This window comes from Pseudomonas sp. efr-133-TYG-103a, assembly GCF_030209235.1.
GTDB lineage: Bacteria > Pseudomonadota > Gammaproteobacteria > Pseudomonadales > Pseudomonadaceae > Aquipseudomonas.
In genome coordinates this window covers 58518-70911 of the sequence record NZ_JARVSK010000005.1, presented here as the reverse complement: position 1 = coordinate 70911, position 12394 = coordinate 58518, and the positions used below count along the sequence as shown (strand labels likewise).

Genomic DNA, 12394 nt, shown 5'->3' with positions numbered 1-12394 from the left:
CCCACCGGTACGAAACCTGCGGGACGTGACGAACAACCAACCTCTTGCAACGTCGTTATTAGCGACGCAGACCCAGACGACCGATCAGGGCGCTGTAACGGCTAACGTCCTTACCTTTCAGGTAATCCAGCAGCTTGCGACGCTGGTTTACCATACGGATCAGACCACGACGGGAGTGGTGGTCCTTACCGTTGGCCTTGAAGTGGCCTTGCAGTTTGTTGATGTTGGCGGTCAGCAGTGCAACTTGCACTTCTGGCGAACCAGTGTCACCAACAGCTTGCTGGTAGTCGGTTACGATCTGAGCTTTTTCTTCAACGCTGAGTGCCATGTGGGCATTCCTTATATCAGGAAACCGTCAAAGCGACGGTTTCAACAGGCCGAGAGCAGACTCTCGTATTAAAAAGTGAGGAGTGACCATGCCTGTTGACAGCCACCCTCGTACCGCCGTGCCAGGACAACCCTGACTCGACGGGTTCGGTCACTCTGACCGAATCAGCCGACGCGGCGCAATGCGCCCGTCTTCGCTCACTTCACCGATCCCGATGAAGCGTCCTTCATGATCCTGCACCCGTACCATGCCGAACTTCGGCGCATCCGGGGCTCTGACGGGCTGACCGTGCAGCCAGTAAAACGAACTGTGCTCGGAAAACTGCAACAGAGGCCAGTCCAGCAGGCCGCTGTCCGATGGCATCAGGAAGCGATCGACTGCTTCGTTGCCGCCTTCGGCGTGTACCGCTTCAAGCTCTTCCAGCGTGACCGTCTGGGCCAGCGTGAAAGGCCCGGCCTGCGTGCGACGCAGCTCGGCGACATACGCACCGCAGCCTAGCTTCTCACCGATATCTTCCACGAGGGTGCGGATATAGGTGCCTTTGCTGCAGTCGACAGCCAGACGCGCGGTCTCGCCTTCACACGCCAATAATTCCAGGCGCGCAATAGTAACAGAACGCGCTTCGCGCTCCACCACTTCCCCTTGTCGAGCCAACTTGTACAACGGTTGGCCATCACGCTTGAGGGCGGAGTACATCGGCGGTATCTGACTGATATTTCCACGAAAATCCGGGAGTACCGCTTCGATATCCGAGCGACCAACGGTCACCGGCCGCGTCTGCAAAACCTCACCTTCGGCGTCGGCCGTGGTGGTGGTCTTGCCCAGCTGCATCAAGGTCTCGTATCCCTTGTCGGAGTCGAGCAGGTACTGGGAGAACTTGGTCGCTTCGCCGAAGCACAGCGGCAGCACGCCGGTCGCCAATGGATCGAGGCTGCCGGTATGGCCAGCCTTCTCTGCATTGAGCAGCCAGCGCACCTTTTGCAAAGCCGCATTGGAAGTGAAACCCAGCGGCTTGTCGAGCAGGATGATGCCGCTGACATTGCGGCGGATGCGCTTGACCTGAGCCACGCCGTTACTCCTCCGAGCCATCTTTGGCCGCCGGCTCGTGCTGACCGTCTTCAGCCACTGCGCGCTCGATCAGCGCCGACAGATGCGCGCCACGGGCAACGCTTTCGTCGTAGTGGAAATGCAATTGCGGAACGCTGCGCAGCTTCATCTCGCGGGCCAGCTGCATGCGCAGGAAGCCTGCGGCAGAGTTCAGCGCCTTGATCGACTGAGCGATCTCTTCGGCGGTGTCCTGCCCCATCACGGTGATGAAGATCTTGGCATGACCGACGTCACGGCTGACGTCGACTGCGGTGATGGTGACCAGGCCGACGCGCGGATCCTTGATCTCACGACGGATCAGCTGTGCCAGCTCGCGCTGCATCTGATCGCCGATACGTTGGGTACGGCTGTATTCTTTTGCCATGTCTTGTTACCTGTCACTGACCTGCAGCAAAAGCGGCAGAGTCTGAAAGCGGCAAACGCCCGGCCTGGCAGAAGCCGGACCGGGCGTTGCGTTTAGAGTCCATGACAGACGCCGGGCATTTGCATGCGACGACTGCCATGACTCCTGAAGCTCGCGATTCAGAGGCTGCGAGCCACTTGGACCTTCTCGAACACTTCGATCTTGTCGCCGACCTTGACGTCGTTGTAGCTCTTGACGCCGATACCGCATTCCATGCCGGCACGCACTTCGGAAGCGTCATCCTTGAAGCGACGCAGGGATTCCAGCTCGCCTTCGAAGATAACGATGTCTTCGCGCAGTACGCGGATCGGACGGTTACGGAACACAACGCCTTCGATGACCATGCAACCGGCGATCGCACCGAATTTCGGCGAACGGAATACGTCGCGAACTTCGGCGATACCCAGGATGTTCTCCCGGACGTCGCTGCCAAGCATACCGGTGAGGGCTTTCTTGACGTCTTCGATGATGTCGTAGATGACGTTGTAGTAACGCATGTCCAGACCTTCCTGCTCGACGATCTTGCGAGCGCCGGCATCGGCACGCACGTTGAAGCCGAACAGTACAGCGTTGGAAGCCAGCGCCAGGTTGGCGTCGCTTTCGGTGATACCACCGACGCCGCCGCCCACTACACGCACTTGTACTTCGTCGTTGCCAAGGCCATTCAAAGCGCCCTGCAATGCTTCCAGAGAACCGCGGACGTCGGATTTGAGGACGATGTTGAGCGTCTTCTTCTCTTCCTGACCCATGTTCTCGAAGATGTTTTCCAGCTTGCCGGCGTGAGCACGGGCCAGCTTGACTTCGCGGAACTTGCCTTGACGGAACAGAGCCACTTCACGGGCTTTCTTCTCGTCGGCAACCACGCTCATCTCGTCACCGGCATCCGGCGTACCGTCCAGGCCGAGGATCTCGACAGGGATGGATGGACCGGCTTCCTTGATCGGCTTGCCGTTCTCGTCGAGCATGGCGCGAACGCGACCGTAGTTCGATCCGACCAGAACCATGTCGCCCTGACGCAGCGTACCGTCCTGAACCAGAACAGTGGCGACCGGGCCACGGCCCTTGTCCAGACGCGATTCAACGACGACACCACGACCTGGGGCCGACGGCGTGGCAACCAGCTCAAGCACTTCAGCTTGCAGCAGAACCGCTTCGAGCAGCTCGTCGACACCGGTACCGACCTTGGCCGACACAGGGACGAATGGAGTATCGCCACCCCAGTCTTCCGACGTCACGCCGTGAACCGAAAGCTCACTGCGGATGCGGTCCATGTCAGCGCCCGGCTTATCGATCTTGTTGACCGCCACCACCAGCGGAACACCGGCGGCCTGTGCGTGCTGCACGGCTTCGATGGTCTGCGGCATGACGCCGTCGTCAGCTGCGACAACCAGGATCACGATGTCGGTTGCCTTCGCACCACGAGCACGCATTGCGGTAAACGCAGCGTGACCAGGGGTGTCGAGGAAGGTCACCATGCCGCGATCGGTTTCCACGTGATACGCGCCGATGTGCTGGGTGATACCACCGGCTTCGCCAGCGGCAACCTTGGCACGACGGATGTAGTCGAGCAGCGAGGTCTTACCATGGTCAACGTGACCCATGACGGTAACGACCGGCGCACGAGGAACGGTTTCACCTTCGAACTTCAGGGACTCTGCCAGGGAATCTTCCAGGGCGGTGTCGCTGACCAGGGTCACTTTGTGGCCCAGTTCTTCAGCGACCAGCTGGGCAGTTTCCTGATCCAGAACCTGGTTGATGGTGGCCGGGGTGCCCAGCTTGAACATGAACTTGATGATTTCAGCGGCCTTGACCGACATCTGCTGGGCCAGATCGCCCACAGTGATGGTCTCGCCGATCTTCACTTCACGAACCACAGGACCGGTAGGGTTCTGGAAACCGTGAGCGTTGCGTTTCTTCAGCTTGGCCTTGCCGCGACCGCCGCGACGGAAGCCATCGCTTTCTTCGTCGGTAGTCCGTGGGGCAACGCGTGGCGCTGGCGCCTTTTCCTTGACCGAAGCGCGATGAGGAGCGTTCTTGCGCTCGCCATCACCACCACCGCCGCGACGATTGTTGTCGTCGTTGCGTGGCTTGTCAGGACGACGCTGTTCGTCCTTCTTGCGCTCGGCAACTGGAGCCGGTGCAGCGACCGGAGCTTCCTGCACAGGCTCGGCGGCGACCTGAGGCGCTGGCTCGGACTGAGCCGGCGCAGCAACCGCTTCCGATGCTTGCGGAGCAGGCGCAGGCTGACGGCGCGCTTCTTCTTCGGCACGCTGACGGGCTTCTTCTTCAGCCTTTTGACGAGCGGCGTTTTCTACCGCACGACGCTCTTCCTGCTCGCGCTTGCGCTCGGCTTCGATCTCTTCCGGGCTGCGCTGTACGAAGACTTTCTTCTTGCGCACTTCAACGCTGATGCTCTTGCTGCCAGCAACGCGCAGAGTACTGGTGGTTTTACGCTGCAAAGTGATCTTGCGCGGTTCTTCCACTTTAGCCTTGTGGCCGCTTTTCAGGTGCGTCAACAGGGCTTGTTTTTCGTTATCGGTCACAACTTGCTCGGCGGCGGTGTGCGGCAGACCTGCCTCACGCATCTGCTGTAACAGGCGCTCTACCGGTGTGTCGACCGTTTTGGCCAGTTCTTTCACCGTGACTTGCGTCATGCACTTCTCTCCTCAGGCCGCATTTACTTACTCGAACCAATGGGCTCGGGCGGCCATGATCAACTTGCCGGCACGATCATCGTCAATGCCGTCGATGTCGAGCAGATCGTCAATAGACTGCTCGGCCAGGTCTTCGCGGGTAATTACGCCGCGCACCGCCAGTTCCATCGCCAAATCCTTGTCCATACCCTCAAGCGAGAGCAGGTCTTCGGCCGGATGGGCGTCTGCCAGCTTTTCCTCAGTAGCGATGGCTTTAGTCAACAAGCGATCCTTGGCACGAGCACGAAGCTCGTTGACGATGTCTTCGTCAAAGCCGTCGATGTTGAGCATTTCTTCCAACGGTACGTAGGCAATCTCTTCCAGGCTGGTGAAGCCTTCGTCTACCAGCACCTGTGCGAGTTCTTCGTCGACTTCCAGCTCGTCGATGAAGTTGCGCAGGATGTCGCCGGTTTCCGCTTGCTGCTTGGCCTGGATGTCCGATTCGGTCATTACGTTCAGGGTCCAGCCAGTCAACTGACTCGCCAGGCGCACATTCTGACCACCGCGGCCAATCGCCTGGGCCAGATTGTCCGCGCCGACAGCGATGTCCATGGCATGGGCGTCTTCATCAACGATGATCGCTGCCACTTCGGCAGGCGACATGGCGTTGATGACGAACTGTGCAGGGTTGTCGTCCCACAGCACGATATCCACACGCTCGCCGCCCAACTCGCCGGAAACTGCCTGGACACGCGAACCGCGCATGCCGATGCAGGCGCCTTGCGGGTCGATGCGTTTGTCCTTGGAGCGAACTGCGATTTTTGCACGCGAACCAGGATCACGAGAGGCAGCCATCACCTCGATGAGACCTTCGGCGATTTCCGGAACTTCAATCCGGAACAGCTCGATCAGCATCTCTGGCGCAGTGCGCGACAGGATCAGCTGAGGACCGCGGTTTTCAGTGCGGATCTCTTTGAGCAATGCACGAACGCGAACACCCACACGGAAAGTCTCCCGCGAAATGATGTCTTCACGCGCCAGCAGAGCCTCGGCATTGTTGCCCAAGTCGACGATGACATTGTCTCGTGTAACTTTTTTAACAGTGCCGGAAATGATTTCGCCAAGGCGCTCACGATAAGCGTCAACCACCTGAGCGCGTTCAGCTTCGCGAACTTTCTGCACAATGACTTGCTTGGCAGTCTGGGCAGCGATACGACCGAACTCGATGGACTCGATCTTTTCTTCTACTACATCACCGACCTTGGCGCCGGGATGAGTCTCGGCGACCTTGCTCGGCCACGTTTCGATAGCCGGATCGTCGAGATCGTCTTCCTCAACGACAGTCCAGCGACGGAAAGTCTCATATGCACCTGTGTGGCGGTTGATTTCCACACGCAGGTCAACTTCGTCTTCGAAACGCTTTTTAGTGGCCGTAGCCAGAGCTATTTCCAGCGCTTCAAAAATCACACCGGCCGGTACGCCCTTTTCATTGGATACCGACTCAACAACCAGCAGTACTTCTTTGCTCATCGTACGCCTCGCCTTTCGCAAGCCATTGGATCCGCGGGATCCGCAGTATCTGGCACGTCTCAGTCAAACGTGGGAATAATGTTGGCCTTGTCGATCAGATCGATCGGCAACAGGTATTCGTGATCATCCACTTGCACCACGACATCCTGCTCCTCCACCCCGCGGAGAAGGCCTTGAAAGTTGCGTCGACCGTCGAAGGGCGAACGCAGCTTTATCTTCACTTGTTCCCCGGCAAAGGCTGCAAACTGCTCGATCGTGAACAGCGGGCGTTCCATGCCAGGAGAAGAAACTTCGAGCGTATATTCGGAGCTGATCGGATCTTCTACGTCCAGAACACCGCTGATCTGGCGGCTGACGATGGCGCAATCGTCCACCAGCACACCGCCCTCTTTATCGATATAAACGCGCAACATTGAGTGACGACCTTGGGCCGAAAACTCGATACCCCAGCATTCATAGCCAAGGGCCACGACCACCGGGGCCAGCAAGGCCTGCAACTGTTCTAGCTTGCTCGACACCTGAACCCCCTCGTGCATGCTGTGCAAATAAAAAATGGGCAAAGCGCCCATCATGAAAAACGCCGTCAACAGCGGCGTAATAAAGTGTCCAGCTAACAAAAAGCCCCTGAAAAGGGGCTCCGCTAAAACTGGTTGCGGGGGCTGGATTTGAACCAACGACCTTCGGGTTATGAGCCCGACGAGCTACCAGACTGCTCCACCCCGCGACAAAGCTGGGGCGGAAGTATACGACCGATCCCGAATCGGGTCAATCCGACACATCCACCTACAAGAAAGCCCGCTACTGCGGGCTATCTTGTTAATTGGTACCGAGAAGGGGACTCGAACCCCTACACCCTATGGGCACAACCACCTCAAGGTTGCGTGTCTACCAATTCCACCACCTCGGCATTACAACTCTTTTTGCAGTCCCAATAACGACTGCGAATCCCGTGTTACTTCTGTTCTGGAGCGGCAGGAACGTCAGCTGGTGCAGCGGCTGGTTTCTGTTGTCCTTCCAGGACCGGAACATCATCTGTCGCCGGTTTTTGCTTCACTTCCAACACTGCTGGATCTGGCAAACCTACTTGAGTCAGCTGGTGAGCTTTCTCTTTAGCAAAGTAACCTAACCCCAAGCTGGTCAAGAAGAAACAGGCGGCAAGTATAGCAGTAAACTTACTAAGAAAGGTAGAGGAACCTTGACCTCCGAAGACAGTATTTGATGCACCTGCTCCGAACGACGCGCCAGCGTCCGCACCTTTACCCTGCTGCAGCAAAACCAGAGCAACAACGCCCAGGGCACCCAGCAGATGAAGAACGACTACGACTGTTTCCAGCATTTTTTCAGTTTCCCGCGGCGCGAATGATCGCACCGAACTCATCTGCATTCAGGGAGGCACCACCAATGAGGCCCCCATCGATATCCGGCATGCCGAACAGTTCAGCCGCATTGGCCGCCTTCACGCTGCCGCCATATAGAAGACGCACACCTTGCGCGACTTCAGAATTCTCTTTCGCCAACTGCGCACGAATGGCTGCGTGCACTTCCTGCGCCTGTTCCGGCGAGGCCGTCAGCCCGGTACCAATGGCCCAGACCGGCTCGTAAGCAATCACCGCATTCACAAAAGCATCGATGCCAAGCTCTTCGATGACGCTGTCGATCTGCTGACCGACAACTTCGAGCGTTTTGCCTGCCTCGCGCTGCTCAAGTGTTTCACCGATGCACAGCACCGGGGTCAGTCCACTTGCCTGGGCCGCCGCAAACTTGCGGACAAGGACTTCATTGCTCTCGCCCATTATCTGGCGACGCTCCGAATGCCCTACAAGCACCAGCTTGCAACCTGCATCCGCCAACTGGGTCGAAGATAGCTCGCCCGTCAACGCACCTTGTCCCGCCTCGTGCGCGCAGTTCTGCGCGCCCACTTGAATCGGCTGTCCTTCCAGACAATCGACAACGAAGCTGATATGCAGACTTGGCGGAAATACCGCGACGTCAACACCGCTTGGGAGGGTCATGTTTGCCAGACCCTCGACCAGCTCAGCGACGCTGGCGCAGGTACCGTGCATTTTCCAGTTACCAGCTACCATAGGGCGACGCATGCTGTACCTCGTCGGTCAAAGTGGGCGCAGATGTTACCCAACAGTTTCAACACTGGCAAGCCGAATCAGGCGCAAACTTCAGCAACCAGTTTTGCCAGTTCATCGGCATAGCCGGCGACCAGGGTTTCGTCCTCGCCTTCGACCATGACGCGCACCAGCGGCTCTGTCCCGGACTTGCGCAGCAATACGCGGCCGCGACCACCCATGGCCGCTGTCACGCGGGCGCAAGCCTCCTTGACCGCCGGATGCTCGACCGGATCGACCGAGCCGCCCTCGAAGCGAACATTGACCAGCACCTGGGGACACTTGCGCAGCCCCTGACGCGCCTGAGCCAGGCTCTCGCCCGTACGACGCAACGCGAGCAGCACCTGCAGCGCGGCGATGATGGCATCGCCTGTGGTGGTGTGCTGGAAGCAGACAACGTGGCCGGAGTTCTCGCCACCGACCTGCCAGTTCCGCTCGAGCAACTCGGCGATGACGTAGCGATCGCCCACATTGGCGCGCACGAAAGGGATGTTCAGATCGGCAAGCGCCAGCTCAAGACCCAAGTTGCTCATGAGGGTCCCGACGACGCCGCCCTGCAAGCGCCCGCGCTCGTGCAAGTCGCGCGCAATGATGTACAGCAACTCGTCACCGTCCACTACCGCGCCAGTATGATCGACCATCAGCACGCGGTCGCCGTCACCGTCGAAACCGATGCCAAGATCGGCTTTCTCAGCCACGACAGCCGCCTGCAGCGCACTCATGTGCGTCGAGCCGCAGTTGTCATTGATGTTCAGGCCGTTGGGCGCTGCGGACAGCACACTGACCTGCGCGCCCAGTTCGCGAAAGACATTCGGCGCCACCTTATACGTCGCGCCATGGGCGCAATCGACAACCAGCTTGAGGCCCGCAAAATCGGTACTGGTGGGAACGCTGCTCTTGCAGAACTCGATGTAGCGACCGGCCGCGTCGTTGATACGCGAAACCTTGCCGAGCTTCTCCGACTCAGCGACCGTCATCGGCGTGTCCAGCAACTCTTCGATCATCATTTCGATCTCGTCCGGCAGCTTGGTGCCCTGCCCGGAGAAGAACTTGATGCCGTTGTCGTGGTGCGGATTGTGCGAAGCGCTGATGACGATGCCCGCTTCAGCGTGGAAGGTTCGTGTCAGGTAGGCAATGGCTGGCGTCGGCATAGGACCGAGCAGCATCACGTCGGCACCGGCAGCCGAAAGACCTGCCTCCAGCGCCGATTCGAACATGTAGCCTGAAATACGTGTGTCCTTACCTACCAGAATCCGGCAAGCGCCCATCTTGCGGAAAGCCATCCCCGCGGCCCATCCCAGCTTGAGCATGAAATCGGGAGTGATCGGGAATTGGCCTACACGACCGCGAATGCCGTCGGTTCCGAAATATTTCTTAGTGCTCATGGGTGCTCCAGATTTCTTATTTTGCCGATTCAACAGCAGCAATCATGCGCACGACGTCGACGGTTTCCGCCACATCATGCACACGTAAAATTCTCGCGCCCTTGATCATCGCCATTGCGGCCAGCGCAAGCGCTCCGTACAGGCGCTGATCAACCGGCTTGTCCAGCACTTTGCCGATCATGCTCTTGCGTGACACACCCACCAACAGCGGGCGGCCCAGTGCATGCAGCGCGTCCATATGCTTGAACAGGCTCAGATTGTGCTCAAGGGTTTTGGCGAAGCCGTAGCCAGGGTCGAGGATAATCTTGTCAGCCGGGATACCGGCGGCGACACATTGATCCATACGCGCCTGCAGAAAAGCGCTGACCTCCCCGACCAGATCATCGTAGTGCGGGTCGTTCTGCATGTCGGTCGGTTCGCCACGCATGTGCATCAGGCACACCGGAAGCCCGGTCGCGACCGCAGCGTCGAGCGCGCCATCACGACGCAGGGACCGCACGTCATTGATCAGCCCCGCCCCCAGCCGAGCGGTTTCGCGAATGACCGCAGGCGTAGACGTGTCGACCGAAATGACCACATCCAGCTCCCGGCTGATCGCCTCCACGATGGGCGCTACGCGCTCAAGTTCTTCCACGGGAGAAACGGCGCGGGCGCCAGGGCGAGTGGACTCGCCACCCACATCGATCAGCGTCGCTCCAGCAGCCACCATGGCTTCGGCATGGCTCAGCGCCAGGTCGCGCCGTGCGAAACGACCGCCGTCAGAGAACGAATCAGGGGTGATGTTGAGGATTCCCATGACATGAGTCCGGGATAAATCAAGAACCCGGTTGCCGCAAGGCAACCGGGTCGGGTGAAGCACAGAAGTCATGTCAGCCCTTAGTGGTCAGCAGCTGGACCGCCGATCGGCGTTTCCGGGCGCGGCCCGACAGGAGCGGTTGGCGTACCGGACGCTCCGGAACCCCCTTCCCAGTCCCGCGGCTCGCGAGGCGTGCGGCCAGCCATGATGTCATCGATCTGCTCGGCGTCGATGGTTTCGTACTTCATCAGTGCGTCGGCCATCGCGTCCAGCTTGTCGCGATTGTCAGTAAGGATCTGCTTCGCGGTGCCGTAGCACTGGTCGATGATGCTGCGCACTTCGGAGTCGATCAGGCGCGCTGTGTCAGCGGACAGGCTGGCGTTTTGACCGCCACCGCCGCGACCCAGGTAACCGCCATCCTCTTCTTCCGAATACATCAGCGGGCCGAGCTTCTCGGACAGGCCCCACTTGGTGACCATGTTCCGCGCAATCTGACTGGCACGCATGATGTCGTTGGACGCACCGGTGGTGACACCGTCAAAGCCCAGCGTCATCTCTTCTGCGATACGACCGCCATAGAGCGAGCAGATCTGACTGATCAGCGCGCGCTTGGACAGGCTGTAGCGATCTTCTTCCGGCAGGAACATCGTCACACCCAGCGCACGACCGCGCGGGATGATCGACACCTTGTATACCGGATCATGCTCAGGCACGACCCGACCGACGATCGCGTGACCGGCTTCGTGATAAGCGGTGTTCTGCTTCTCCTTCTCGGACATGACCATCGATTTGCGCTCGGCGCCCATCATGATCTTGTCTTTTGCCAGCTCGAACTCTTTCATCTCGACGATGCGTTTGCCGACACGAGCAGCGAACAGTGAAGCTTCGTTGACCAGGTTGGCCAGGTCCGCACCGGAGAAACCAGGCGTACCACGTGCGATAACCGCAGCATTGACGTCGTCGCCCATTGGCACTTTACGCATGTGCACTTTAAGGATCTGCTCGCGGCCACGGATGTCTGGCAGACCGACCACGACCTGACGGTCGAAACGGCCTGGACGCAGCAGCGCGGGGTCAAGCACGTCGGGACGGTTGGTCGCAGCGATGACGATGATGCCGTCATTCATCTCGAAGCCGTCCATCTCGACCAGCAATTGGTTCAGGGTCTGCTCACGCTCATCGTGACCACCGCCCATGCCCGCGCCACGATGGCGGCCCACGGCGTCGATTTCGTCGATGAAGATGATGCAAGGCGCGTGCTTCTTGGCTTGCTCGAACATGTCACGAACGCGGCTCGCACCGACACCCACGAACATTTCGACGAAGTCAGAACCGGAAATGGTGAAGAATGGCACTTTGGCCTCACCGGCAATGGCTTTTGCCAGCAAGGTTTTACCGGTACCCGGAGGACCGACCATCAGCACACCGCGCGGAATACGGCCGCCCAGACGCTGGAACTTGCCCGGGTCACGCAGGAATTCAACGAGCTCGCCGACTTCTTCTTTAGCTTCATCGCAACCGGCGACGTCAGCCAGCGTGGTCTTGACCTGATCTTCGGAGAGCAGACGCGCCTTGCTCTTGCCGAAACTCATCGGCCCGCCCTTGCCTCCAGCGCCGCCTTGCATCTGGCGCATGAAGAACATGAAGACGGCAATAATCACGAGAATCGGGAAGCTGGCGACGAGCAACTGAGTCCAGATGCTCTGCTGTTCAGGCTGCTTGCCTTCAATAACGACGTTGTTGTCGACGAGATCGCCGATCAGGCCGTTGTCCTGAATGGCAGGACGAATGGTCTTGAAGGAGTCGCCGTCGCTGCGTTTACCCGTGATGACGTAACCGTCAACGGCAACTTTCTCGACCTTGCCATCCTTCACCTGCTGGATGAACTCGGAGTAGTTGAGGGTCTGCGGCTCGTTCGGGCTGGAGAAGTTGTTCATCACGGTCACCAGGACCGCAGCGATGATCAACCACAGGATCAAATTCTTTGCCATATCGTTCAATTAGCTACCCTCTGAAGCAAGCTCCACGCTGGAGCGTGCCTCGCATGATATTCACCGGCCTAACTTACTACAGATCCTACAGGCGTGGCAGG

Annotated in this window: 11 protein-coding genes and 2 tRNA genes; all 13 read right to left on the bottom strand. The window is 58.9% G+C overall.

Annotation, left to right across the window (positions count from 1 at the left end; translation table 11 throughout):
- Positions 1-58 precede the first annotated feature (58 nt).
- The gene (gene rpsO / locus QRN36_RS04565) at positions 59-328 is read right to left on the bottom strand and encodes a 30S ribosomal protein S15 (RefSeq protein ID WP_002555121.1); all 270 of its coding nucleotides are present in this window, start codon (positions 326-328) and stop codon (positions 59-61) included.
- A 150-nt stretch (positions 329-478) separates the two neighbouring features.
- Positions 479-1396: a tRNA pseudouridine(55) synthase TruB gene (gene truB, locus QRN36_RS04560; protein ID WP_285422987.1), complete on the bottom strand. Its 918-nt coding sequence runs from the start codon at positions 1394-1396 to the stop codon at positions 479-481.
- A 4-nt stretch (positions 1397-1400) separates the two neighbouring features.
- Entirely contained in the window at positions 1401-1799 is a 399-nt protein-coding gene (gene rbfA, locus QRN36_RS04555; protein WP_093464305.1) for a 30S ribosome-binding factor RbfA, read from the bottom strand.
- A gap of 158 nt (positions 1800-1957) precedes the next feature.
- Positions 1958-4492 (bottom strand): translation initiation factor IF-2, encoded by a 2535-nt coding sequence (infB, locus tag QRN36_RS04550; RefSeq protein WP_285422986.1) that lies wholly within the window; start codon positions 4490-4492, stop codon positions 1958-1960.
- A 27-nt stretch (positions 4493-4519) separates the two neighbouring features.
- Positions 4520-6001 (bottom strand): transcription termination factor NusA, encoded by a 1482-nt coding sequence (gene nusA, locus QRN36_RS04545; RefSeq protein WP_093464311.1) that lies wholly within the window; start codon positions 5999-6001, stop codon positions 4520-4522.
- Between the two features lie 59 nt (positions 6002-6060).
- Positions 6061-6519, bottom strand: coding sequence for a ribosome maturation factor RimP (gene rimP, locus QRN36_RS04540; RefSeq protein ID WP_081566696.1), 459 nt, complete (start codon positions 6517-6519; stop codon positions 6061-6063).
- 129 nt (positions 6520-6648) lie between these two features.
- Positions 6649-6725: transfer RNA gene (locus QRN36_RS04535), tRNA-Met, on the bottom strand.
- A 97-nt stretch (positions 6726-6822) separates the two neighbouring features.
- Positions 6823-6908: transfer RNA gene (locus QRN36_RS04530), tRNA-Leu, on the bottom strand.
- Positions 6909-6953: 45 nt separating this feature from the next.
- Positions 6954-7337, bottom strand: coding sequence for a preprotein translocase subunit SecG (gene secG / locus QRN36_RS04525; RefSeq protein ID WP_093464314.1), 384 nt, complete (start codon positions 7335-7337; stop codon positions 6954-6956).
- A gap of 4 nt (positions 7338-7341) precedes the next feature.
- Positions 7342-8097, bottom strand: coding sequence for a triose-phosphate isomerase (gene tpiA, locus QRN36_RS04520; RefSeq protein ID WP_285422985.1), 756 nt, complete (start codon positions 8095-8097; stop codon positions 7342-7344).
- Positions 8098-8162: 65 nt separating this feature from the next.
- Positions 8163-9506 carry a phosphoglucosamine mutase gene (glmM, locus tag QRN36_RS04515; protein ID WP_285422984.1) on the bottom strand — a complete coding sequence of 448 codons (1344 nt, stop codon included), beginning with the start codon at positions 9504-9506 and terminating at the stop codon, positions 8163-8165.
- A 16-nt stretch (positions 9507-9522) separates the two neighbouring features.
- Positions 9523-10374, bottom strand: coding sequence for a dihydropteroate synthase (folP, locus tag QRN36_RS04510; RefSeq protein WP_285422983.1), 852 nt, complete (start codon positions 10372-10374; stop codon positions 9523-9525).
- Between the two features lie 8 nt (positions 10375-10382).
- Positions 10383-12293 (bottom strand): ATP-dependent zinc metalloprotease FtsH, encoded by a 1911-nt coding sequence (gene ftsH, locus QRN36_RS04505; protein WP_285422982.1) that lies wholly within the window; start codon positions 12291-12293, stop codon positions 10383-10385.
- Between the last annotated feature and the right edge of the window lie 101 nt (positions 12294-12394).

What these genes read in the sequence shown, in the direction of transcription:
- rpsO (WP_002555121.1), bottom strand. Translation starts at nt 328, where the DNA reads ATGGCACTCAGCGTTGAAGAAAAAGCTCAGATCGTAACCGACTACCAG.
- rbfA (WP_093464305.1), bottom strand. Translation starts at nt 1,799, where the DNA reads ATGGCAAAAGAATACAGCCGTACCCAACGTATCGGCGATCAGATGCAG.
- infB (WP_285422986.1), bottom strand. Translation starts at nt 4,492, where the DNA reads ATGACGCAAGTCACGGTGAAAGAACTGGCCAAAACGGTCGACACACCG.
- nusA (WP_093464311.1), bottom strand. Translation starts at nt 6,001, where the DNA reads ATGAGCAAAGAAGTACTGCTGGTTGTTGAGTCGGTATCCAATGAAAAG.
- secG (WP_093464314.1), bottom strand. Translation starts at nt 7,337, where the DNA reads ATGCTGGAAACAGTCGTAGTCGTTCTTCATCTGCTGGGTGCCCTGGGC.
- tpiA (WP_285422985.1), bottom strand. Translation starts at nt 8,097, where the DNA reads ATGCGTCGCCCTATGGTAGCTGGTAACTGGAAAATGCACGGTACCTGC.
- glmM (WP_285422984.1), bottom strand. Translation starts at nt 9,506, where the DNA reads ATGAGCACTAAGAAATATTTCGGAACCGACGGCATTCGCGGTCGTGTA.
- folP (WP_285422983.1), bottom strand. Translation starts at nt 10,374, where the DNA reads ATGACTTCTGTGCTTCACCCGACCCGGTTGCCTTGCGGCAACCGGGTT.
- ftsH (WP_285422982.1), bottom strand. Translation starts at nt 12,293, where the DNA reads ATGGCAAAGAATTTGATCCTGTGGTTGATCATCGCTGCGGTCCTGGTG.